Source organism: Streptococcus sp. NCTC 11567 (genome assembly GCF_902141215.1).
In the GTDB taxonomy this organism is placed as follows: domain Bacteria; phylum Bacillota; class Bacilli; order Lactobacillales; family Streptococcaceae; genus Streptococcus; species Streptococcus dysgalactiae.
Genome location: NZ_LR595857.1, coordinates 473,140 through 494,969, shown reverse-complemented (window position 1 = coordinate 494,969; position 21,830 = coordinate 473,140). Strand labels below are relative to the sequence as shown.

Sequence of the window (21,830 nt, the reverse complement as noted above, 5' to 3'; positions counted from 1 at the left end):
TTACGTCATTTTGCTGTGTGATTAGCGCTTACGTAGACTGCCAAGAAGCCCCCTAACAAGCTCCCTACCAATGGTTCGAACTGTCGTACTAATAAAGGCATCTGTTGCTTTTTCCACAACTGTTTTGCGGGGACGTCCAACCGAACGGCGGCTAGCCTTTTCAGCAGCTTGTGCCTTGATGGCTTCCTTAGCCTCTTTTTCCCGTTGTGCAGCCGCAAGTGCTTCTTCAGCCAGTCGTTGATCTTCTAAAACCTTAGCAGCTAATTTTTCATAAGCGGAGTCACGATCTATGGCTTGGCTATATTTAGTGGCAAACGGAGAAGACTGGACAATCTGCTGACTCTCTGTCTCTGACAGAACAGCAAAGCTACTCTTAGGCGGCATGATATAGGCACGTTCAACGATGGATGGTTGTCCCTTATCATTCAAAACAGAAATCAAAGCTTCGCCGACTTCTAGTTCTGTAATCACCCTTGCCACATCTAAGTCAGGATTTTGTCGGAAAGTATCCGCAGCGACACGAACCGCCTTTTGTTCTTTCGGTGTATAAGCGCGCAAGGCATGCTGAATTCTATTTCCCAGTTGAGCCAAAACCGTTTCTGGCAAATCAAGCGGGTTTTGAGTCACAAAGAAAATTCCAACTCCCTTTGACCGAATAAGCCGCACAATCTGTTCAACTTTTTCCAAAAAGACCTTAGGAGCGTCCTTGAACAATAAGTGAGCTTCATCAAAGAAGAAAACCATCTTAGGTTTGTCCAAATCCCCAACTTCTGGTAATAATTCGTACAGCTCTGATAATAACCAAAGTAAGAAGGTCGTGTAAAGTGTGGGTGATTGGAAAAGCTTAGTCGCTGACAAAATGTTAATGACTCCCTGACCCGAAACCACATCTCGTTGGATTAAATCAGCCACCTCTAAAGCAGGCTCTCCAAAAAATTGTTCGGCTCCTTCTTGTTCCAAAGTCAAGAGACTTCTTTGGATAGCTCCGACAGATTGTTTGGTCACATTACCGTAATGACTGGAATAGTCTGAGGCATGGTCACCAACTTCTTTTAGAATGGCCTGCAAGTCTTTCAAATCAATCAAGAGCCAGCCTTTCTCGTCGGCGATTTTAAAGACAATGGTCATAACTCCCGTTTGAGTATCATTCAGTCCTAATAAACGTGACAACATCATAGGACCCATCTCAGAAATCGTTGTCCGTAAAGGCTGCCCAGTCTGTCCAAAAACATCCCAGAGCCTAACTGGAAAAGCTTGAGGTTGGTAATCTGTTATTCCCATTTTAGCTAGACGAGTAGCTAGTTTTTCTGTCACTTCCCCCGCCTTAGCGAGATTGGAAAGGTCACCTTTGATATCTGCCAAAAAGACTGGTACACCTGCCAAACTTAATTGCTCTGCCAGAACTTTTAGGGTCACCGTTTTTCCTGTTCCCGTCGCTCCAGCTATTAAACCATGACGGTTTAGCATCCCTAATTGTAATGCTACAAGTTGGTCGCCTTTTGCAATTGTTATTGTAGTCATAAAATTCCTCTTTTTCCTGATAAACAGCTTATGAAAACGCTTTTGTGAGCAACCTGAATGCCTAGCATAGCTTCCTCACCCTTAATGATATTATAGCACAAGCTTTCCCTTATTTGAGTCTAAAGGTTTTAGGTGCCAGGTAATAAACAGCTAAATACCCCACTCCCAAGATAAGGATCATTCCAAAGAGGATAATCAAGAAAATAGGCATGGTCATATCGGTGGTAAATCGAAATAACTGATAACCTAAATAATAAACAATAAAGGTCAGTACATTATAAAGCACATTTTTAGACTTCAACCCTTCTGTGAAAGGTTGCAAAAGAAAATACAAATATAAAAAATAAAGTGAAAAGAAACTCATAGACAAGAATTGCACCATGACAATAAGAACCATTTCTGTCCAAACGAGAGGAAACAAAGCCACATATAAGATCAAGACAAAGAGATTAGCCGCTACAAAAATAGGAATATTATGCTTAATAATAGACCAAAAACGGGTCTTCAAGGTCGCTAAAATCACTTCGCGTTGTCTATAATCGTTAAATTTTAATAAGGGCCGGTCCAAATGGTAAAAACAAAACTTAATATATGATTCTCCTACATAAATCAAATACCCCGATACTAACGACACATATAAGATTCGGACAAATTCCTGGTGTTTCACTTGTCCCAACTGATGCCTAAAATAATAGAGACCAATCAGTTCAGCCACAATGGCTAAGCCTACAATAAGCAAACGTATGGTCACACCTTTTCGAAGACGTTTTCCCATCCGTTGTAAAAAGATAGCGTTCAGATAAGCTATCCCCGTTAGTCCTTGCAAGCGATGCTTCTTTTGAGGAGATAAGTCAATATCCTTTTCTTTGACAGCAACTTCTACCGTGTGCACATTCTCCATCACAGCCACTCGTTCCTTCATGGTCTCATGCGTTACCACACTACGGGTAAGGGTATCTAACTCAGCATCACTTATCAAACGGTAAAACCCATAACCCCACAAGACAAAGCCCAAGCACCCCGCAGGAATGGAGAAAAAGATTTGCGGTGCGAAGCGATTTCCTAAAACTAATAATCCGCCGCTCACCAGAAAAGCTATCCCAAAAAGACTGAACAGGAGCCTGTTAAGGTATTTTTCCTTATCGTCTCCTTTCCTATCGTAAAGGGGTACAAAAATGACCTTTAGGAAAAGCCTCACGCCCGACACCAGCAAGGTAAAGCTAATGGCATGCCAAAAAGTAAAGTGATTGAGTGTAAAGTAAATCCCTAATGCCAAGACATGAAAGAGCAGTTCACGACCTAACCGCATGAGTTGCTTGGCTTTCAAGTAATCTCTTGGAAGCAAATGAAATTGACGAATGGCCTTGGCCAAGTCCATATCATCACGTGTCACGAGTTTAATATCTAAAGTGGTCATGAGCAAGAGAGAAAAAATAACCAACCAAAGCAAACTTAAGGTAAACGGCTTCGGACTAGCATACCAAGTATACTCACTAAACCAAGCCCTCACAACATGAGCCAAAGTAAAGCAAATACCCACATATAGAGCCTTTTGCGCTAGAATAGAAAAGGGAAATATTAGACCATGAATCACGGTTAAAAACACTTTTCCTTCTTTTAGGCGATAGCAAGCTTGCGGTATCCTTCTCCCAATAAGAGGCAATTTCTGTAACCAATAAATCAAGGTATTGTAACGAGTTACCCCATCTATCTGCCAGAGAATACGCAACAAATCCTTAGTTGTCATGGCTTTCTCCTTGTAAGATTTCCAAGAGCTTAGCTTCAAAAGTTTCATCTGTCGTTGATAAAGGCATGGTTTCTAAAGTGCCATTATGTAAAATCACAACATGATCACATAAATCTTCTGCTAAGGCTAAGATATGGGTCGATAAGATCAAGATATGTTTGTCTCTTAAAGTCAGGAGCAACCGTTTGATAGCAATACTGGACACTAGATCAACTGCAGTCAGAGGTTCATCTAACAAAATAACTTTAGGCTTGCTGATTAAAATACAGATTAGAGATAATTTGCTTTTCGTTCCATCTGAGTAACCTTTGATGATTGTGTGGCGATCAACCTCATTAATCTCCATGAAATCAAGATAGTCATCAATTGCTAACTGGTCCTTGCCTGGATGTAGGTCGAGATAAAATTTAATAAATTCATAGCCCGTTAAAAACTCAGGTAGGTAGTTTTCCGAGAAAACCATGCCAATCTCTTCTAACTCTAATGGGCGTTCTACCCCATTTTCTACCAGAAAAATCTCTCCTTGATCGGCCTGATGTTCTCCATATAAAATGTTAAAAAGAGTGGTTTTACCTGCACCATTTCGACCAAGAAGACCCGTAATCTCCCCTTCACGAAAAGTATAAGAAGCTCCTTTTAACACCTCTTTTTCCTGAAAATTTTTCCGGATATTTCTAATAACCAACTCCATTGCCTTCTCCTTCTCTGAAAACCTTTTCTTTCATTGTATCCAAAAGCAACGCAAATAACAAGAATGCTTAAAAAAAAGATAAGAATAAAAAGCAAGACCTTCTAATAGAAACACCAGGTTGTGGATAAAGTACCTCTAAGAGAATTTGTTTATAATGTCATCAAAAAATTGTCTCACTTTTGCATTGTATTGGTCATAGACGAGCGACGCGAACTCAAACTCGATACTTTACGCCGTAGCAAAAACGCCAGAAACATGGCGTTTCTGGCGTTCGAAGATTTTGAGACCTAGGCTCAACATCTAGGTATGAAATCCCGCAGGGAGTTGCTACCGTCCCTGCTACCTAAGTCAAGTATCCTAAAAAATAATAATTTTGAAGAAAGGAGACTTTCTCTTCAGTTTGAGCAAGACCTTCTAATAGAAGGCTTTGCTTCCTTAATGTCTTAACTCAAACAATCTGATCAGTATGGCTTAGATAACTGTTCTAAAGCTTTGTGAACTTGCTTTCTTAACGTTTCCATGTCTCCACTATTATCAATCACTAGACTGGCATAAGGTCTTTTTTCCTCTATTGATAACTGACTGGATAAGCGTTTTTTGGCGTCAACTTCCCTCAAATGATTTCTAGCCATTAAACGCCGCAATTGGGTTTGGGCATCTACATAAACCAACCAAATCGCATCAAACCAGTCTTGGTAGCCCAATTCAATTAACAAAGGAATATCCATAAAAATGACCGTTTGGCTTTGAGCCAACTGATCACGCTCAGCAGCTAGCTCTTCTTTGATGATTTGATTTTGAATAGCGGATGAGGTTGCCATGTGAGACGGATTTGAAAAAACCATTTCTGACAGCTTTTTCCTATTTAACTCACCATCTTCTTTTAAAATCTCATTCCCAAAAGCCTGCTTCAGAGCCTCGTATAAGCGGCCGCCTTTTTCTTGTAACTGGTGAACCACTTGATCCGCATCAATCACCTGATAGCCAGCTTCTTTAATCATGGCCACTACTGTTGATTTTCCTGAGGCAATTCCTCCGGTGATACCAATCATTAGGACCTTTTTTTCTGACATTTCGGACAAATGTGTGTCCCCCTTCCTCCAACTTTTAGTTTACTAATAGCCTGACCACAACGTGGGCAAGGTTTTCCTGCTTGGCCATACACCTGCAAATAATGCTGCATCGTCCCATCCGCTCCTAAAGCATTTCGATAGGTCCGAACAGTTGAACCACCTTTTTCAATCCCTAGCTGCAAGATACGAATGGTTTCATCATGTAGCCGTTTTATCTCCGCCTTTTTTAAACTAAAAGAGAGACGCTCAGGGTGAACTTTAGCTGCCCAGAGTACTTCATCAACATAAATATTTCCTAAACCAGCAACAAGCGTCTGATCCAAAAGATAGGGCTTGATTAGTTTTTTGGAAGATTGCAGAGCAACTTCAAACGGTTTAAGTTTAAAGGTCTCTTTCTTTGGTTCTGGACCAAGTTTTCGTTGGGCAAAAAAATCTGACAATTGGGATTTAGGAATAAGATCAAAGGTCCCAAATTTACGCACGTCTTGATACACTAAGGTCGATCCATTTTTTAAGGTAAAGAAAACATGAAAATGTTTCTGTTCAGGCACCTCATCTGGAAAAAGCAAATACTTACCTTCCATGCGTAGATGTGACACAAGGACCGTCTGACCGAAATCAAACACTAAATATTTACCCCGCCGACCAATGGTTTGAATGGTTTGGCCAGGTAATGTCTGAAGAAAAATCCTCAAATCCGACTTGACCATCTTAGGCACTTCTACCTTGACAGCAACAATTTCCTGACCTAGCACTAAAGACTCGAGTCCTCGTCGAACCGTTTCAACTTCTGGTAATTCTGGCATAATTGTTTCCTTCAAGGACAACTAGATTTCTCATCCAGCTTGACAATGGTCATCACTCCTAACAGAGAATCGTCCAAATCGCTGATGCCTAGCCTATCAATTGTGCTCATCAGCACAATGTCCTTTTCCTTTCTCACTGTTATTGTACGAGGAAAAATAGCGGAAATCAACTGATTATCCTTTAACCTTCTTTCTTATCTTCTTCATCTCCAAGGACTTCCTTACGGTAATGTTCCTTATAGCTGTAGTAAAGAGCGTCTTCTCCAAGATATTTGAAAATCTGCAGGGCTTGACGCATATCATCTTTTCCTGAAACCTGCCCCTGTTTTAGCTTGTAGTAACCATGCACATATAAAAAGACAGTCTTTTCATAAAAGTTAAGCTCATCTCGCAACAAAAACTCAATTTTTTCAATTAAATAATCACTATGATCAAAATAGGAATAATCAATACTGATAATCAGGCAATTAATCGATAACTGAGTTACTAATGTTTTGTTGGTCTTATTTTGCTCTGAATAAGCAAACGATGTTACCATTTCTTTTGTTAATAAAAATAAGGTGTTGTAATTAATAAAGCGCGAGCAATTGCCTAACAAAATAATTTCGTAATACCCCCACTGTTCGACACTAAACAAATAATCTGTCAAGCGAGTCACTTCCTCTTCGCTTGGCTCTACGGTCGGCTCAATTGAGGATAAAATGGCTTTGATCATGGTACTCTCATAATCTTTGTGCGCGTAGTCTTCAAGTAACTTGAGTAATTTGGCTACATTTTTCTCAGCATAATATTTCCTTACCCGACTTAGCAGTGTAAAAAAATGGGTATGGGTCTTCGAATGTGTTGAGACAAATTCATCAATGGTAATATTGAGTTTATCAAGAAGATTAAGTAAACGACTACAGCTGATTTCTGACTCTCCACGTTCAAAACGTGAAATTTGTGACTTAGATAAGTGTTCATCTGCTAAAGATGAAATACTAACTTGTTTTCCTTGGCGTAGTCGCCTTAAGGTTTTACCGAGTTCTTTTTCCATTTTTCCCACTTTCACAACAAAAAAATTCAAATCCGTCAAATCCATTATATAATACAAGTACAAAATAGAAAATCAGAAAGGAAGCTGTCATGAAAAAAATTAATAAAGCATTATTGTTGAAAACTTCTAAAATGAACTTAGCCACTTTTTAGGTATGAAAAAAGCACCTCTAAGAGGTATACTTGTAGTTCACCACAAACACAAGGAAACTCAAAAAGATGCAAGATTATTATACACCAAAAGGCAAACAATTGACAATCCATGAGCGTCGGCAAATTCAACGCTGGAAGCTGGAAGGTCGCTCTAATCGTGAAATTGCTCGCTTACTAGGTAAGGCCCCCCAGACCATTCATAATGAAATCAAGCGAGGATTGGTTAGGCAACAGGTTCGTAAAGGAAAGTTTGAAGCCGTTTATTCTGCTCAACATACTCAGTTGGTCTATCAAGAAAATCGCAAGCGTTCTGTTAGACCCATTAGACAGCGTAAGCAAGATAGGGCGGCTATTGAACACTACATGCGTCAGAACTATTCCCCTGAGATGATAGTTAAAGCTAAGGGAGTTCAAGTCCCTGTATCTACCATCTACTACTGGATTCATCATGGGAAATTAAGTCTTGGTAAGGAGGCTATGCTTTATCCGAGAAAGGCTAAGCAGGCTAGAAAACATGCCAGTCCTTATTTTAAACCCGCAGGAAAGAGTATTGAACAACGCCCAGATAGCATTAACCAACGTCTTGAAGCTGGGCATTATGAGATTGATACAGTCATTCTGACGAGGGCTAAAAATCAATGCTTACTCACCCTAACGGACAGGAAAACACGTCATCAGCTGATTCGATTAATACCGGATAAGTCTGCTCAAGCCGTCAATGAAGCTCTTACGGGGATTCTAAAAGACTACACCGTCAACTCTATCACAGCAGACAACGGGACAGAATTTTCTCGCTTATCAGATGTCTTTCCAGCAAGTGACATCTACTATGCCCATCCCTATGCGTCATGGGAGAGAGGCACTAACGAAAACCATAATCGCCTGATTCGCAGATGGCTCCCTAAAGGTACCAAAACAACGACCCCTAAAGAAGTCGCTGCTATTGAACATTGGATCAATCATTATCCTAAACGACTCTTCAACTACAAGTCGCCAGTAGAAATGTTAAAACTGGCTAACTTCAACTTGAAATTTGGCCAAACTATTCCAAACAATATGCACGCCAATCGAATAATAAATGGATTTTGTATAGTGGTACAAACTAGCGAAAATCAAACCTATACCAAAATAGACAACAAAGTCAATGATGGACAAACCATGCAAGTGAGACCAGCTAAATAGTATAGAAGATAAGATCACAACCAAGAGACCACTCAGCGAGTTCCCAAATGTTCTCATGACAAACAACCTGAACGTTATCTCTTCGTAAATTGGGGCAAAAAGACAGATAGTCAATAGTAAAACCACTCGAAAGTAGTGATTGACCTGATTCATATCAGTTATCAATCACTACTGGTTCTGCGTTATTGGGAAAAATGTTTTGACTAGCAGGGCCCAACAAAATAAAACGATAAAGGCACCGATTGCAAATAGGCATTTTTGAGCTTAGATGGTTATCCTTGCTAGTTACTGATTGGCTCAGTTTTTGTTAGCACATAACTCAACAGAAACAACACTAACTATAAGATTAATACCAATCCATATACTCCATCTCCACTCTAACCCTATTGATAGTAAACTAATCACCCAATGCCCAGGCAATTGTTATTATTGTGTTGTTGCAACTTTGGCAAAGATGAGTATAGTAGGATAGAAAACAGATTATTTCTGAAGCTTCAAAGGTATCTTCTTGTCACGAACTATTCTTTAATTGAATCGGTTACACTAAACTAGTCCCATTATTTAAAAACAAACTTTAAATATTATTCCTTTCGCTTTTTAAGTTTATTAAATATAGAGTGATTAGGAGAAATAAGACGACCTAATGATAAAATCATTCCTATTGTATAGCAAACAACAATAAGGTGTAAATAAAAGTAAATTGATACCTCTGATATACTCGTCAAACATCCTATTATTATAATAAAAGCAATTAAGGTAGGAATAAGAATAGTACACTTAATAAATAACCAAAATTGCTTAACAACTTGATACCATGTGAGCACTTCTGTCGTTTGTCTTTGTTTGTAGATAAAAACGAATAAATCAAGGATAAAACTCCAACAGATAAGTTGTATATTTTTCATTAATGGTAAATCGTAGAAACTACCTATACTAAATAGAATCACTGCAGAAATAATAACAATGCCTAAAAATCTTAATATATTACGCATATCTTCACCTCCTCTACTCTATCGGTAGCAAATATAACCGAACAAATTGTTATTCCTGTTATCAGAGATAGTTATAACTTTTTTAACCAATTTTCAATACGCATTTTGCTTTTAACTCTTTAGTCTCTAAAGTTAAATATCATAAGTACTGATATTGTATAAGTAATCCATTTTCCCCTTAAATGTGATTGCATTATAGCTCAGTAGAATTAATCTTAATTTCTGGTATTTTTTTCCATACCAAGTATCTATAACGCAAATATAGATAAACAATAAGTATAAAATAAATAAAGATCACAATAAGGGATATACCTCCTAGTATAGCAGCCCAAATAGGATAAGGGTGCCTAAAGTTGTAGGCTACACTCAAGATGATAAGGGTAAAAGGGACAATGTAACCCCCCAGCTTTTCAACATTTTCTAGAAATATCATCTTTCTATCAGATAGGTTAAAAATAATATCTAAAATTTTCATACCACTCCTCTACTACTTATACATCAGTGATAGATAGTCATTTATATATTTAGTGAGGCCAGATAATATTTGTAGCAGCACCAGCTGCTCCACACAAAATATAACCTTGCCAAGGGATAAATACGCCTGTCTGAGCACAAACTGTCACTCCCTGCGCAGCACCTGCCATCCCTGTCAAAAAGATATTTGCTCCGTCTTTTCCGCCTCCATTTATGCTAGCCAAAACATGCTCTTTCAGTACTTCTGTATCTTCAATATTTTTTTTCATTTTAATTTTACTCCTTTGTATTTTAAAAAGTTAGGGTTAATATCTAAGTCAATGAAATATCAAGTTTTATGATATCTTAATGTGCTCGTATAATAGCCCAAGCTCCTGTACAATACTGTGCACCTAAAACTGCTCCGCCTAAAGTACCAGCAATAGGAAAAACACTACCGATTGTTGCACCCGCTAAAGTACAGACTGCTAACGCTTGTCCCACTTCTCCAACACTTATTTTGCTCCCACCTCCCATAAGAGAGAGTTTAATGTCATCTATAACTTCAAATTGTTTTTTTGTTGTATTCATTATAGCACCTTCTAAAATTAGGATTTTGTCTTGTTGCAACCTCGACTAGTACAGAATATCATAAAGAACAGTATCATGGCTTCAAAATCTTAAAAGGCCGTTTTTTCATCATGAAATGTCTTTTTATCCTCTCTACACTTACGCTGTGACAATAGTTAATTAATTAAGAAGTTTAAATGATACCATTCATGCTTTTATAAATACCTTTTAAGATTTTTGATAAAAACTCCCTATATATATGTCATAATAGCTTAGTATTTAATAGAAAGGTCTTTTACAAATGATATCCTATCGAAAAACATTTGTTGCTCAGATTGATGCTAGAGACTGTGGTGTGGCTGCTCTTGCTTCCATCGCTAAATATTACGGTTCAGACTACTCTTTAGCTCATTTAAGAGAGTTAGCTAAAACAAATAAAGAGGGAACAACAGCGCTTGGCATCGTCAAAGCTGCCAAATTAATGGGATTTGAAACAAGAGCTATTCAAGCAGACATGACCCTCTTTGATATAGAAGATGTCCCTTATCCTTTTATTGTTCATGTTAATAAAGAAGGTAAATTCCAACACTACTATGTCGTCTATCAAAACAAAAAAATTATCTGATAATCGGCGACCCTGACCCGACAGTAAAAGTCACTAAGATGACAAAGGAGCGATTTACTTCTGAATGGACGGGTGTCGCTATTTTTCTAGCACCCGAGCCCAGCTACAAGCCTCATAAGGACAAAAAGAACGGTCTAATAAGCTTTTTACCTCTCATTTTTAAACAGCGATCTCTGATTTTCTATATCATATTAGCTAGCCTACTCGTTACTCTGATTAATATTGTAGGTTCTTATTACCTACAAGGTATATTAGATGACTATATTCCAAATCAACTGAAATCAACACTCGGCATTATTTCAATTGGTCTTATCATTACCTATATCCTCCAACAGATGATGAGTTTTTCGCGAGATTATCTCCTGACTGTACTGAGTCAGCGATTAAGCATTGATGTTATTTTATCCTATATTCGTCATATTTTTGAGCTTCCCATGTCTTTCTTTGTAACACGTCGGACAGGAGAAATCATCTCACGTTTTACAGATGCTAATGCTATTATTGATACACTTGCTTCTACAATTCTATCTCTATTTTTAGATGTCTCTATTTTAAGTATTGTAGGTGGTGTGTTACTCGTACAAAACACTAACCTATTTCTTCTATCATTAATTTCTATCCCAATCTACATTATCATCATTTTTACTTTTATGAAACCTTTTGAAAAGATGAATAACAATGTCATGCAGAGTAATTCCATGGCCAGCTCTGCTATTATCGAAGATATTAATGGTATTGAAACAATCAAATCATTGACTAGCGAGGAAATTCGTTATCAGAAAATCGATAGTGAATTTGTAGACTATTTGGATAAATCTTTTAAGTTAAGTAAGTATTCTACAAAGTAGTCTAAAGCAAGGAGCACAACTCATTTTAAACGTTACTATCTTATGGGTGGGTGCACGACTAGTTATGAATGGTAAAATATCATTAATCTTCAAACTAAACTGCAATCCGCTAAGGTAGCTAATAATCGTCTCAATGAAGTTTACCTGGTTAAATCTGAGTTCCAAAAAGAACAGGCATTAACAGATACCTATTGTCTATATGGAGATATCCAATTTGCAGACTTGTCTTATAAATACGGCTTTGGTCGTGATACCTTATCTGATATCAGTTTGACCATTAAGGAGGGTGAAAAAGTCAGTATAGTTGGTATTAGTGGTTCTGGCAAGACAACATTAGCTAAAATGATTGTTAATTTCTTTGAACCTTACAAGGGACAGATTTCTATTAATCATCAAAATCTTAAAATGATTGATAAAAAAGTACTTCGTCAGCATATCAACTATCTCCCCCAACAAGCTTATATCTTTAGTGGATCTATCTTAGAAAACTTAACCCTAGGTGCCAATCATTCCACTAGTCAAGAGGACATTATGAAAGCCTGTGAAATCGCACAGATTAGAAAAGACATTGAACAGATGCCTATGAGCTATCATACGGAACTTTCTGATGGTGCTGGACTTTCTGGAGGACAAAAGCAACGGTCTGCACTTGGTCGCCGTTGGGGTAAGTTTCTTGAAAATTCGTGTAGGTATTTAACAGTCGTACAGGTGTCACAGCAACTCCTGTTTCTTCCAAGAATTCCCGACGGCAGGTCTCATAGGTTGATTCGTAAAGTTCTTGGGCACCTCCTGGGATGGCCCAGGTTTTTTTATCCCCCCGTAATTGTAAGAGCACGCGCCCTTCTTCGTCAGCTAAGATACCACCCGTGAAAGTCATGATGATAGTCGCATGCCCCACTTTGGAGCGGATATAGGAAACATAATCTTGAGTCATGGGTTCTCCTTTATTAAAAAGGAACCAACAGGCATGTTTGGCTCCTTCAATTGATTTGTTAATCTAATCAGAAAGTGATGACTAGCTGGTTTTGTCCCCGCGAGTTGCTTTCACTGGGCAAGTCAAGTCGTACAGTGAACTTGTCTAACTAGTCTCCATGAACTTACGGGTTCAAAACTAAACTTATTAATACTCTTTTTCATTATAGCCAAAGTCAGCAAGGTCAAGCTTTTTGTCCCGCCAGTTTTTCTTGACTTTGACCCACGTTTCTAAGTAGACCTTGTCACCTAACATGAGTTCAATATCACGACGTGCCATTTTTCCGATTTTTTTGAGCATGGCTCCTTGTTTACCGATGATAATACCTTTTTGGCTATCGCGTTCCACCATAATGGTTGCACGAATATGCACTTTGTCGGTTTCCTCATCTCGCTTCATGGATTCGACCACAACCGCTACGGAATGTGGAACCTCTTGCTGGGTGAGGTGTAACACTTTTTCACGGATCATTTCTGACACAAGAAAACGTTCTGGGTGATCGGTAATCTGATCTTCTGGGAAATATTGAAAACCTTCTTCAAGATTATCAGTTAATAACTTGATCAAAGTTGGCACATTATTACCTTCTAGGGCAGAAATTGGTACTACTTCTTTGAACTCCATTTGACTACGGAAATCATCGATTTGTGCCAAAAGTTGGTCAGGGTGCACCTTGTCAATTTTATTGATGACCAAGATAACGGGAATCTTAGCTGCTTTTAGGCGCTCGATAATCATGTCGTCACCCTTACCACGTTTTTCATCTGCTGGTACCATGAAGAGAACGGTTTCCACTTCACGAAGGGTACTGTAAGCAGATTCAACCATGAAATCTCCCAAAGCCGTTTTCGGCTTATGGATGCCTGGGGTGTCAATAAAGACAATTTGTTCTGTTTCTGTGGTGTAAATGCCCATAATTTTATTACGGGTGGTCTGAGCCTTGTCACTCATGATGGCAATTTTTTGCCCCATGACGTGATTTAAAAAGGTGGATTTGCCAACATTTGGACGACCAAGAATGGCTACAAAGCCTGATTTAAACATAGATAATTACGGGCATCAACAATAGATAGCTAGACCAAACTGACCAGTGTGGTCTAGCACTTTGCCTCTATCGCATCATTACAGAGGATAGCCCATTCCTTTCCTTTAATTAATGAACAAGAATATTCCAGAGTTTAGGAATAAAGATAATAAGTCCTGTCAAGACAGCATAACCAGAAATCATCAAGACAGCACCTGCTGCCATGTCCTTGGCGTTTTTAGCCAACATGGAAAAGTGATAATCACTAGCTAAATCAACAACGTTCTCAATAGCAGAATTGACAATTTCTAAAGTAATAACCAAAAAAATAGCTAGGAGCAAGAAGAGCCATTCGATGGCTGAAATGCTAAACACCAAACCGGCGACACAAGCTAAAAAAGCTGAAAACAGATGACTCCTGAGATTGCGTTCTTCTTTAAAAGCCGTGAAGACTCCTGTCAAGGCAAACTCCAAGCTTGAGGTAATGGTTCTGTTTTTCCATTTCCGTTTGGTGGTGTTATTGTCGTGTAAGGCCATAAGCAGTCAAAATCTCTTCCTGTAAGGTAAACATTTCTTTTTCTTCTTCAGGGGTGTAATGGTCATACCCATTAATATGTAAGAAACCGTGAACAGCCAAGAAGCCCATTTCACGCTCAAAAGAGTGGCCATAGTCTTCAGCTTGCTCACGCGCCTTGTCAATAGAAATAAACAATTCGCCAATATAAGCATCAAATTCTGCCATCATCTCAGCCAAACTAGGGTCAGCAGCAAAATCATCTTGACTAAATAAGATAGGTGTCTCTGGCTTGTACTCTAGAGAAATCACATCTGTTGGACGATCAGTATCTCGATACTCCAAATTTAGCTCATGACTTCTGGCGTTGGTCACGAAAGTGACAGACATTTCCTTTTCTTCTTTACCAGTCTTTTGAGCAGCAAAATTGAGCAAATCAATTGTTTGCTCCATAATCTCTTGAGAAACTTGTCCCGTTTCGTCAATCATCTCGATATACATAAGGTTAATTGTTAGGGGAAGGCTACCCACCTCACTTGATATTATGGGCACCCATTATTATCTGACAGATAAATTCCCTTATCCTTTCAATCAGCATTTGTTATTTACCCATTATACCACAAGCCTTCTTAAAATGGGAATGCTAGGTTAATCAAGGCTTATTTGGCTAGAATTGTCTCCACACGTTTTTGCAAGATAGGTAATAAGTCCTGCTCAAACCAGGGATTCTTAGCTAACCATAATTGGTTTCTTGGGGAAGGATGAACAAGTGGAAAATAGTCTGGCAAGTAATCCGCAAAGTGACGGACTGTTTCAGTTAAGGTTTTGTAAGCCTTGTTATCAAGGTAAAAGTCCTGAGCATAGCGACCAACCAAAATCGTCAATTCAACTTCTGGCATCAATTCTCTCAACGGTGGATGCCACTTAGCTGCAAAACCATTCCTTGGTGGTAAATCACCTGATTTTCCTTTCCCAGGATAATAAAAATCCATAGGGATAATGCCAAATAATCCTGAACGATAAAAGGTATCATTGTCTACGCCTAGCCAGTCTCGTAAGCGTATGCCACTACGATCATTCCAATACAGCTTGGTTTCTTGTGCCACTATTCCTGGAGCCTGACCAACAATAATAATTCTGGCCGTTTTAGGAGCAGCGTACAAAGGTTCAATGCTTCTTTCAGTGTAGTAACGATTGTCCTCATCTGCCATAATGGCTGTTGTGAGATCATCCATAGAGTCCTCCCCGGGAATATACCAAAATAAACGTGTTGTATCCTCTTTAATTATCGTTCGGATTTTGTCCAATCACTGGATACTGAGTCAGACCTGACTGATGGTCATCATCGATATTGTTAGCCTTAGGCTCTGCTAAGTCCTTCGTTTCCTCTGAAGATGTTTCATAAGCTTTGATAATATCAGCGACAACAGGGTGACGTACAACATCTTTAGCAGAGAAATAGACAAAATCAATCTGTTTAATGCCTTGTAATTTCTGTGTGGCATCAATCAAGCCAGACTTGACATTCCGAGGGAGGTCAATCTGACTCGTGTCACCATTGACAATCATTTTTGAATTAAAACCAAGACGGGTCAAAAACATCTTCATTTGCATAATAGTCGTGTTTTGAGCTTCATCTAGGATAACAAATGCATCATCCAGAGTACGACCCCGCATATAAGCTAACGGAGCAATCTCAATCACTTCTCGTTCCATTAAGCGTGTGGTTTGTTCCTTGCCTAAAATTTGGTAAAGAGCATCGTAAACAGGTCTAAGATAAGGATCTACTTTCTCTTTCAAGTCTCCTGGTAAAAAACCTAGACTTTCACCAGCTTCTACCGCTGGTCGTGTCAAAATAATTCGTTTGACTTGCCCTCTTTTCAGAGCAGTGACTGCTAGCGTAACAGCTAGGAAGGTTTTTCCTGTTCCTGCTGGCCCTACACCAAAAACCACATCATGACGTTTAACACTATCCACATAGGCTTTTTGTCCTAATGTTTTAACTCGTATTGGCTTACCGTAGTTATCTTTAATGATTTCTTCTTCATATAAGGCCACAAATTGGTCAATTTTATCTGATTCCGCCATAGACAAAGCTGTCACAACATCTGACGTGTTAACCACCATACCACGCGCAACTAAGATTAATAAGGCTTGAATGGTTAGCTGAGCTAATGCTACAGCCTCCTCATCATCGCTAATGATTTGGATGCGCTCAGTTCTGGCATGAATAATAACACCCAAGTGATCTTCAATCAATTTCAAATGGCGTTCATTACTCCCAAATAACGCCAAAACATCATCAGGATGCGTTAACGTAATATCAACAGAATACTCTTGCAAATAGAGTCCCTCTTTCTTTCGTCTTTATTGCTTACATTATAACAAATTTTAGGGATCAATGTTGGTTTTAAAATAGATTTCTCCTTGTCAACTTCTAAACTCCCCATCAAAAAAACAGCTGATAAGATTCCCTTATCAGCTGTTGAGGTAGTGGTCATTCTTACATCAGATGAGCCTCTTGAAGCAATTCTTCGATAAAAGTGCCTTTAAGTTTCTTACGACCGATTTTTTCAATCAATCCTGGAATTGGTAAATCCATGTCCTTGATTGCTTTTTTATCGTTAAGGTAATAGAAAGCTTTGAGCAATTCACGAATATCATAGGCTGAATTAAAGACTTCTGGAACCCCACGTTCCACATTCAAGAGGCTGTACACTGCTTCCATGGCAGTCCGAATAGAATACTCAGTCGTAAAGACGGTATCTCGAGATGGAGATTCTGCAAAGTTCCCAATAAAGGCCAAGTTGACTGAACCATCTGGGATAACTTTCGGGCGATCTCCCTTAACACGAGGCATAAAGTAACTCGTAATATAAGGCATGTAAACAGGAACTGTATTGATATAATCCTGACTAGCTAAATCCTTGATTTTATCGACAGGTACCCCAAGATGATACAACCATTCCTCTGTAATTTCCTGACCCGTACAGTCCTCAATTTTCTTGTGGACGTAATTGCCCTTACTATTGGAATAAAGACCGTAAATCCAGACAGTGGTCTCATTTTCTTTTTGTTCTTTAAAATGAGGTTGACGGTGAATGGCAAAGCTCATCATCCAGTTAGAATCTGTAATAGTGATGATGCCGCCAGTGTTCACTTTGCCATCGTGCAAGTCACGGTGGGTCAAACGTTCAATATAAGGCTCGATAGCTGGGTGTTTTATGGTTGCTGTGGCAGACACAAACCAGCTTTCAGCAGGCAAGTCCTGGTAAAACACTTTAGGATGACCAAAATCATCTGATTGAGCAGCTAGATTTTCCCATAAATTCCAAGAACCACCTAACGCTTTGGTTGGCTTAGCCACTTCGTGATGACTACCGTATGTGCTACTTTCAGTAATAGAACCATTGGTCACAAAAACCAAATCATCAGGTGTTAGCTCAATCGCCTTAGCCTCCCCAGACACCGTCATATGAATGGTTTTTGCTACCTTTTTACCAGCTGTTTGTTCCACCTGAATATCGGTAACTTTAGTATCAAATTGGATGTCAACATCGTGTGATTCTAGGTAAGCAATAATCGGTTTGACCATAGAATCATATTGGTTATATTTGTTGAACTTGAGAGAGGTAAAATCTGGCAAACCATCAATATGGTGGATAAACCTCATCGCATAGCGCCGCATTTCTACAACAGAGTGCCATTTTTCAAAAGCAAACATGGTTGCCCAATACACCCAAAAATGACTCTTAAAGAAATCTTCTGAGAAGAACTCTTCAATGGTTTGGTCTCCTAGAGATTCTTCTGTCTTCATGATTAAATGGATTAATTCTTTCGACTGCTTACCGAGCGTATACTGGCCGTCATCATCCACACGATTACCTCTCTTATGAATGAGGCGACAATTGGATGAGTTAGGATCATCCTTATCCAGCCAATAAAATTCATCTAAGTAGGAAGCACCAGGAATTTCCAGTGAGGGAATAGACCGATACATATCCCACATACACTCAAAATGATTTTCCATCTCACGACCACCACGGGTCACAAAACCAAGGTGAGGTTTTTCTATACCGTCTAGCGATCCACCTGCTAACGGCAATTCCTCAAAAAGATGAATGCGTTCCCCAGCCATATGCCCATCGCGAATAAGAAAAACAGCTGCTGCTAAACCAGCTAAGCCAGTACCAACAATATAAGCCGACTTCTGATCCACATCTTTCGGTTTTCGAGGTGTCGCAAAAGCTTCATAATTACCACTAGTATAATACATTTCAAGACCTCCTTTTATCTCAAATAGACATATATGAATTCTCGAACAGTTAGAAAAAACCTGTCGCCTTGTTACCAACTTGCTCATTTTTCCTTACTTTTATCGTCATATAGGATTAATAATGTTTATTGTACTCCTTATTAACAACTTCTGCTAATAAAAAGGTGGGCATTTGGACACTATCAGAAAACTGTCTAAAAAAAGAAAACGGATATAAAAATCTTTTCACATGTTAAAAGAAACAACTCAGGCTATTATTTTCTACAAAAGAAAACCTCACGTCTAGACGTAAGGTTTCAGGAATGTCTTTTTAACCGCTAAAAGAAACGTGGACATGGTCATAGTGATTTTCTGTCACGCTACCACGGTCTGGCATGGGGTTCCATGTGTAGGCCGGTCCGTAAATACTTGCAAATGGCGCATAGAATCGCTGTTTCCAAATAACGTATGAAATACCACGCTCTGCCATATGGTCAATGGCATATTGAGCAACTTGATCACCAAGCGTAGAGCTTTCAGGTACCATAAAGTCAATGGCTAGTCCTTTACCATGATCCCCTGGATCACCTGGACGGTAACCACTAAATGATGTGATTCCATAAGCTGAGGCAACTTCTTCTTTGAAGGCAGCTGTCTTTGGTTGAAGACCTGCATTCATTGGATTGTAAGCATGATTTGGTGCATATGAAAGGCCATTTGAAGTCGCAATAGTTGTTGGGTCAGCTACAGGTTCAGCTGGAGCAGCTACTTCTGCTGCTGGTGTTTCTTCAACAGGAACAACTGGTGTTACAGGCTCAACAACTGTTTCAGGAACAACTGTCTCAGGAGTAGCTGGGACTTCCTCTTCAACTGTTACTTCTGGATTTGTTACAACTGCAGGCTCTTCAGTTACAGGCTCAGCAACAACTTCTGCTGGTTGAACTTCTGGCACTGCCGGAGCAACTGGCGCATCAGTGATGACTTCTGTTGGAACTGTCGCTGGCACTTCAGGAGCAGTTTCCACTGGCGCTTCAGCTGCTGGAGCCACTACCGTAGGTGCTGCTGGTGCTGGTGTTGACGGAAGTGTTGGAACTACTGGAGTTGCTGCCGCTGCACCTGTCATTGCTGAAGGAGCTGTTACAGAAGCTGTTGCACCAGTGGTTTGATCTTGAACGGTTACTTGGTCTGTCGCCAAGTTCGCGTTGGCATCCCCAAGATATGCTTGGCTTGATGGAGCTTGAACAGTTAAGGTAGTCGCTTGATTTTGGTAATTGTAAGTTGCTGTTAGAATAGTATCTGGGAAGATTAAATCAATATTAGCAATATTATTGATTCTTCCTAGAACGTTAACATCAATGTTCATTGCTTCAGCAATAGTGCTTAATGTATCTCCATATTTTACAGTATATGTCAGCACATTGTCTGTCAAAATAAGTTCTGACTTAATCTCTGCAACAGAACGTGGTGTCCACTCTTGCGCTTCAGTCGTTGCAAAAGGCACCAAGGACAAAGCTACGGTTGTCACAAATAAGCTTTTTTTATTAATAATCATCTAGGTAGACTTCCCTTTTCTTTTTTTCTACCTTACATCATAGCATATTTTTAAGAAAAAAAGTAGCTTGTCATTTTTTTGAAAGAAAGTGATGTCATTTTGTAACATTTCTTTTTTATCCTGCTATTACGGCAACCATTAGTGAGCCAAATAATCTTCCCAAATATGGTCAAATTCTCCTAAATTAAAGGAAAAGCCAGCTTGATCTTCTAGGTAGCGACTAATAGTTTCAAAATCGTTTGTATGCTTGGGAAAAGTGGTGTCGTCAAACACCAAATCTGCTAAAATCGCTAACGGTTCATTTGATTTAGGGTTACGTTGTGTCATCAACCAACTGTAAAATGATTTTCTCATGACCAGTTCTCCTCTAAAAACTGATGACGAATAGCACTGCTTTGTGCATATCGCTGAGGATTCTTCTTATAGAAACCTTGATGGTACTCTTCAGCTAAGTAAAATGGCTCAGCTGGTTCAATAGTGGTAACAATTGGTTGGTCAAAACGTCCTGAAGCTTGCAAGTTTGCTTTTGATTGCTCTGCAATTCCTTTTTGTCTTTTCGTTGTATAGTAAATGACAGGACGGTAGTTGTGCCCTCGATCTTCAAATTGTCCAAAGGCATCTGTTGGGTCCGTCTGGGCCCAATACAATTCAACTAATTCCTCATAGCTGATCTCTTCAGGGTCAAAAATAATTTCAACTGCCTCTGTGTGGCCTGTTGTTTTGGCACAAACTTGTTCATAACTAGGATTTGGGAGATGCCCACCTGTGTAGCCACTTCTGACTGACAAAATACCTGCTTGCTCCTCAAAAGGTTGCACCATACACCAAAAACAACCTCCTGCAAAAATGGCTCTTTCCATTCTCTATATCCCCTTTTTCTTCACTTAATGGTCTTCATTGTAACAAAAAACTTTGCCAGTGGCAAAGCATTTTTATCCTATTAATTCAGTTCCTGTGGCATCTTGTTTGATACGTTTAGCTTTCATCAATCCACCCAAGGCTTTTTTAAACTGGCCTTTTGAAATACCAAAGGTTGCTTTAATCTCTTCTGGACTTGATTTGTCATTTAAGGTCATGAAACCACCATTGGCTTCCAGATAAGTAACAATCATCTGAGCGTCATTCTCCAACATCTCAAAAGAACGTGGTTTCAACGACAAGTTTAAGGTACGATCGACCTCTCTAAACCCAATCACACGGGCATCTAAAACCTGACCTAAGCGCGGTTCTGCGTAGCGTTCACTTGGGTGAATAAAGCCCAACATGTTGTTTTCAGGCAGGTAAACAAAAGTTCCTGTTAATTTTAGGCGGTAAACAATTGCTGGCCAATGTTGATTTTGCATGTTATTGTAAGCAGGGCTAGCCATCTTTTGAAAGATCTCAGGCTCTGCTGGAAGTCCCCAAATACGGTCTTTTTTATCCACTTCTAAGCGAATGTAAAGTTTATCCCCTTTTTTAGGCCATAGTTCTTTCATTTCAGGCAACACGTCCAAAGAAACCACAATTTCTTTGTTTGGAATTCCTGTATCGACAAAAACGCCTAGGTCACGACGAACCTCTGTCACTTCCCCCCAGCCATAACTTGTCCGTGTTGAACGGATCTCTTTGGTTGTGAGACGTGCCTTTTGCTTCATGTCTGTATAGGCAAAGCCTGTGACCATATCACCAATCTGGCGTTCTCCTTCTCCTTTAGACAAGGCAAAAGTTAGTCCTTCTTTTTGGATAAAATAGTCATTAGCGTTTTCTTCTTTAATAAGCCCAGTAATGACTGTTGCTAGTAAATCATTCATATCTTTTTTCTTTCTTTAAAAAAATA

General features: G+C 39.2%; 21 protein-coding genes and 4 pseudogenes. 2 read left to right on the top strand and 23 right to left on the bottom strand.

Annotated features, from left to right (window positions below):
• Window positions 1-21 precede the first annotated feature (21 nt).
• The 6 genes from FQT67_RS02665 to rgg2 all read right to left on the bottom strand — a co-directional run bounded on the left by FQT67_RS02665 (window position 22) and on the right by rgg2 (window position 6,874).
• Window positions 22-1,521 (bottom strand): helicase HerA-like domain-containing protein, encoded by a 1,500-nt coding sequence (locus FQT67_RS02665; RefSeq protein ID WP_046177526.1) that lies wholly within the window; start codon window positions 1,519-1,521, stop codon window positions 22-24.
• Between the two features lie 109 nt (window positions 1,522-1,630).
• The gene (locus FQT67_RS02660) at window positions 1,631-3,268 is read right to left on the bottom strand and encodes a hypothetical protein (RefSeq protein ID WP_046177527.1); all 1,638 of its coding nucleotides are present in this window, start codon (window positions 3,266-3,268) and stop codon (window positions 1,631-1,633) included.
• Window positions 3,258-3,959 carry an ABC transporter ATP-binding protein gene (locus tag FQT67_RS02655; RefSeq protein ID WP_046177528.1) on the bottom strand — a complete coding sequence of 234 codons (702 nt, stop codon included), beginning with the start codon at window positions 3,957-3,959 and terminating at the stop codon, window positions 3,258-3,260. The genes FQT67_RS02660 and FQT67_RS02655 overlap by 11 nt, the downstream gene beginning before the upstream one ends.
• A 461-nt stretch (window positions 3,960-4,420) precedes the next feature.
• Window positions 4,421-5,032, bottom strand: coding sequence for a dephospho-CoA kinase (gene coaE / locus FQT67_RS02650; RefSeq protein ID WP_172449179.1), 612 nt, complete (start codon window positions 5,030-5,032; stop codon window positions 4,421-4,423).
• On the bottom strand, window positions 5,011-5,838 hold the full coding sequence (mutM, locus tag FQT67_RS02645; RefSeq protein ID WP_003059995.1) for a DNA-formamidopyrimidine glycosylase: 828 nt from the start codon (window positions 5,836-5,838) through the stop codon (window positions 5,011-5,013). The genes coaE and mutM overlap by 22 nt, the downstream gene beginning before the upstream one ends.
• Before the next feature lie 181 nt (window positions 5,839-6,019).
• Entirely contained in the window at window positions 6,020-6,874 is an 855-nt protein-coding gene (gene rgg2 / locus FQT67_RS02640) for a quorum-sensing system transcriptional regulator Rgg2 (protein WP_012766658.1), read from the bottom strand.
• A gap of 218 nt (window positions 6,875-7,092) precedes the next feature.
• Between rgg2 and FQT67_RS02635 the strand changes: the two genes are divergently transcribed.
• Entirely contained in the window at window positions 7,093-8,208 is a 1,116-nt protein-coding gene (locus FQT67_RS02635; RefSeq protein ID WP_261308893.1) for an IS30 family transposase, read from the top strand.
• On the opposite strand, the pseudogene FQT67_RS10895 reads toward FQT67_RS02635, so the two are convergent.
• From FQT67_RS10895 to FQT67_RS02610, 6 genes and pseudogenes are all read right to left on the bottom strand, one after another.
• Window positions 8,128-8,322: pseudogene (locus FQT67_RS10895) on the bottom strand (CPBP family intramembrane glutamic endopeptidase); the annotation flags it as partial. The gene FQT67_RS02635 and the pseudogene FQT67_RS10895 sit on opposite strands and share 81 nt — an antisense overlap.
• Window positions 8,296-8,543, bottom strand: a pseudogene (locus tag FQT67_RS10850) (hypothetical protein); the annotation flags it as partial. The pseudogenes FQT67_RS10895 and FQT67_RS10850, both read right to left, overlap by 27 nt.
• Window positions 8,544-8,789: 246 nt before the next feature.
• Window positions 8,790-9,200 carry a hypothetical protein gene (locus tag FQT67_RS02625; protein WP_046176961.1) on the bottom strand — a complete coding sequence of 137 codons (411 nt, stop codon included), beginning with the start codon at window positions 9,198-9,200 and terminating at the stop codon, window positions 8,790-8,792.
• A gap of 193 nt (window positions 9,201-9,393) precedes the next feature.
• Window positions 9,394-9,675 carry a hypothetical protein gene (locus tag FQT67_RS02620; protein WP_046176962.1) on the bottom strand — a complete coding sequence of 94 codons (282 nt, stop codon included), beginning with the start codon at window positions 9,673-9,675 and terminating at the stop codon, window positions 9,394-9,396.
• A gap of 49 nt (window positions 9,676-9,724) precedes the next feature.
• Window positions 9,725-9,943 (bottom strand): bacteriocin, encoded by a 219-nt coding sequence (locus tag FQT67_RS02615; RefSeq protein ID WP_030126105.1) that lies wholly within the window; start codon window positions 9,941-9,943, stop codon window positions 9,725-9,727.
• A 76-nt stretch (window positions 9,944-10,019) separates the two neighbouring features.
• Complete coding sequence (locus tag FQT67_RS02610) at window positions 10,020-10,244, bottom strand: Blp family class II bacteriocin (protein WP_030126106.1); 225 nt, start codon at window positions 10,242-10,244, stop codon at window positions 10,020-10,022.
• Window positions 10,245-10,524: 280 nt separating this feature from the next.
• On the opposite strand from FQT67_RS02610, the pseudogene FQT67_RS10865 reads away from it, so the two are divergent.
• Window positions 10,525-12,353 (top strand): annotated as a pseudogene (locus tag FQT67_RS10865) (peptide cleavage/export ABC transporter); the annotation flags it as partial.
• Here the strand turns inward: FQT67_RS10865 and FQT67_RS10860 are convergent.
• The 11 genes and pseudogenes from FQT67_RS10860 to cvfB all read right to left on the bottom strand — a co-directional run.
• A pseudogene (locus FQT67_RS10860) lies at window positions 12,325-12,630 on the bottom strand (NUDIX domain-containing protein); the annotation flags it as partial. The pseudogenes FQT67_RS10865 and FQT67_RS10860 sit on opposite strands and share 29 nt — an antisense overlap.
• 186 nt (window positions 12,631-12,816) lie before the next feature.
• Complete coding sequence (era, locus tag FQT67_RS02600; RefSeq protein ID WP_003047080.1) at window positions 12,817-13,713, bottom strand: GTPase Era; 897 nt, start codon at window positions 13,711-13,713, stop codon at window positions 12,817-12,819.
• A 109-nt stretch (window positions 13,714-13,822) separates the two neighbouring features.
• The gene (locus tag FQT67_RS02595) at window positions 13,823-14,230 is read right to left on the bottom strand and encodes a diacylglycerol kinase (protein WP_003054389.1); all 408 of its coding nucleotides are present in this window, start codon (window positions 14,228-14,230) and stop codon (window positions 13,823-13,825) included.
• Window positions 14,211-14,708 (bottom strand): rRNA maturation RNase YbeY, encoded by a 498-nt coding sequence (gene ybeY, locus FQT67_RS02590; RefSeq protein ID WP_046176963.1) that lies wholly within the window; start codon window positions 14,706-14,708, stop codon window positions 14,211-14,213. Before ybeY ends, FQT67_RS02595 begins: the two co-directional genes overlap by 20 nt.
• Window positions 14,709-14,866: 158 nt before the next feature.
• Window positions 14,867-15,442, bottom strand: coding sequence for a uracil-DNA glycosylase family protein (locus tag FQT67_RS02585; RefSeq protein WP_046176964.1), 576 nt, complete (start codon window positions 15,440-15,442; stop codon window positions 14,867-14,869).
• A gap of 46 nt (window positions 15,443-15,488) precedes the next feature.
• A complete protein-coding gene (locus tag FQT67_RS02580) occupies window positions 15,489-16,550 on the bottom strand; it encodes a PhoH family protein (RefSeq protein ID WP_046159272.1) in 1,062 nt (353 codons plus the stop codon).
• A 160-nt stretch (window positions 16,551-16,710) separates the two neighbouring features.
• Window positions 16,711-18,483 (bottom strand): oleate hydratase, encoded by a 1,773-nt coding sequence (locus FQT67_RS02570; RefSeq protein WP_046176965.1) that lies wholly within the window; start codon window positions 18,481-18,483, stop codon window positions 16,711-16,713.
• Window positions 18,484-18,793: 310 nt separating this feature from the next.
• Window positions 18,794-20,014, bottom strand: a complete 1,221-nt coding sequence (locus FQT67_RS02565) for a LysM domain-containing protein (protein ID WP_046176966.1) — start codon at window positions 20,012-20,014, stop codon at window positions 18,794-18,796.
• 138 nt (window positions 20,015-20,152) lie between these two features.
• Complete coding sequence (locus FQT67_RS02560) at window positions 20,153-20,368, bottom strand: YozE family protein (RefSeq protein WP_003060598.1); 216 nt, start codon at window positions 20,366-20,368, stop codon at window positions 20,153-20,155.
• Window positions 20,365-20,874: a peptide-methionine (S)-S-oxide reductase MsrA gene (gene msrA, locus FQT67_RS02555; RefSeq protein WP_015057369.1), complete on the bottom strand. Its 510-nt coding sequence runs from the start codon at window positions 20,872-20,874 to the stop codon at window positions 20,365-20,367. The genes FQT67_RS02560 and msrA overlap by 4 nt, the downstream gene beginning before the upstream one ends.
• A 72-nt stretch (window positions 20,875-20,946) precedes the next feature.
• Window positions 20,947-21,804, bottom strand: a complete 858-nt coding sequence (cvfB, locus tag FQT67_RS02550; protein ID WP_046176967.1) for an RNA-binding virulence regulatory protein CvfB — start codon at window positions 21,802-21,804, stop codon at window positions 20,947-20,949.
• Between the last annotated feature and the right edge of the window lie 26 nt (window positions 21,805-21,830).

Coding starts and splice junctions, on each gene's coding strand:
- FQT67_RS02620 (WP_046176962.1), bottom strand. CDS start 9,675: ATGAAAATTTTAGATATTATTTTTAACCTATCTGATAGAAAGATGATA.
- FQT67_RS02655 (WP_046177528.1), bottom strand. CDS start 3,959: ATGGAGTTGGTTATTAGAAATATCCGGAAAAATTTTCAGGAAAAAGAG.
- FQT67_RS02610 (WP_030126106.1), bottom strand. CDS start 10,244: ATGAATACAACAAAAAAACAATTTGAAGTTATAGATGACATTAAACTC.
- FQT67_RS02565 (WP_046176966.1), bottom strand. CDS start 20,014: ATGATTATTAATAAAAAAAGCTTATTTGTGACAACCGTAGCTTTGTCC.
- ybeY (WP_046176963.1), bottom strand. CDS start 14,708: ATGTATATCGAGATGATTGACGAAACGGGACAAGTTTCTCAAGAGATT.
- msrA (WP_015057369.1), bottom strand. CDS start 20,874: ATGGAAAGAGCCATTTTTGCAGGAGGTTGTTTTTGGTGTATGGTGCAA.
- FQT67_RS02560 (WP_003060598.1), bottom strand. CDS start 20,368: ATGAGAAAATCATTTTACAGTTGGTTGATGACACAACGTAACCCTAAA.
- mutM (WP_003059995.1), bottom strand. CDS start 5,838: ATGCCAGAATTACCAGAAGTTGAAACGGTTCGACGAGGACTCGAGTCT.
- coaE (WP_172449179.1), bottom strand. CDS start 5,032: ATGTCAGAAAAAAAGGTCCTAATGATTGGTATCACCGGAGGAATTGCC.
- cvfB (WP_046176967.1), bottom strand. CDS start 21,804: ATGAATGATTTACTAGCAACAGTCATTACTGGGCTTATTAAAGAAGAA.
- rgg2 (WP_012766658.1), bottom strand. CDS start 6,874: ATGGAAAAAGAACTCGGTAAAACCTTAAGGCGACTACGCCAAGGAAAA.
- FQT67_RS02665 (WP_046177526.1), bottom strand. CDS start 1,521: ATGACTACAATAACAATTGCAAAAGGCGACCAACTTGTAGCATTACAA.
- FQT67_RS02625 (WP_046176961.1), bottom strand. CDS start 9,200: ATGCGTAATATATTAAGATTTTTAGGCATTGTTATTATTTCTGCAGTG.
- FQT67_RS02635 (WP_261308893.1), top strand. CDS start 7,093: ATGCAAGATTATTATACACCAAAAGGCAAACAATTGACAATCCATGAG.
- era (WP_003047080.1), bottom strand. CDS start 13,713: ATGTTTAAATCAGGCTTTGTAGCCATTCTTGGTCGTCCAAATGTTGGC.
- FQT67_RS02570 (WP_046176965.1), bottom strand. CDS start 18,483: ATGTATTATACTAGTGGTAATTATGAAGCTTTTGCGACACCTCGAAAA.
- FQT67_RS02595 (WP_003054389.1), bottom strand. CDS start 14,230: ATGGCCTTACACGACAATAACACCACCAAACGGAAATGGAAAAACAGA.
- FQT67_RS02585 (WP_046176964.1), bottom strand. CDS start 15,442: ATGGATGATCTCACAACAGCCATTATGGCAGATGAGGACAATCGTTAC.
- FQT67_RS02615 (WP_030126105.1), bottom strand. CDS start 9,943: ATGAAAAAAAATATTGAAGATACAGAAGTACTGAAAGAGCATGTTTTG.
- FQT67_RS02660 (WP_046177527.1), bottom strand. CDS start 3,268: ATGACAACTAAGGATTTGTTGCGTATTCTCTGGCAGATAGATGGGGTA.